General features: G+C 40.6%; 1 protein-coding gene. It reads left to right on the top strand.

Features of this window, described 5'->3' with window-relative positions:
- Positions 1–261, top strand: a 261-nt coding sequence (locus ACFINS_RS10410; protein WP_375706229.1) for a cation:proton antiporter, incomplete at both ends; no start/stop codon positions are given.

Genomic DNA, 261 nt, shown 5'->3' with positions numbered 1-261 from the left:
GTGTTGGACTGCATTTTTCATTGAAAGACCTGTTATCTGTCAAAGCTATTGCTATCCCTGCTGCCATTGCACAAATGGCATTTTCTACTTTTCTAGGCTCGTGCCTTGGCTTAATCATGGGATGGGGTTTAAGCAGTAGTGTAGTTTTCGGTTTAGCTTTATCAACAGCAAGTACTGTTATTCTCTTACGTGCTTTGCAAGAACGCCATCTTATTGAAACAGAAAAAGGACGCATTGCTGTTGGCTGGTTAATTATTGAAG

This window comes from Bartonella sp. AA2SXKL, assembly GCF_042197205.1.
Classification (GTDB): domain Bacteria; phylum Pseudomonadota; class Alphaproteobacteria; order Rhizobiales; family Rhizobiaceae; genus Bartonella.
Note: the sequence above shows the minus strand (reverse complement) of the source record. Positions and strands in the feature narration are given on the sequence as shown.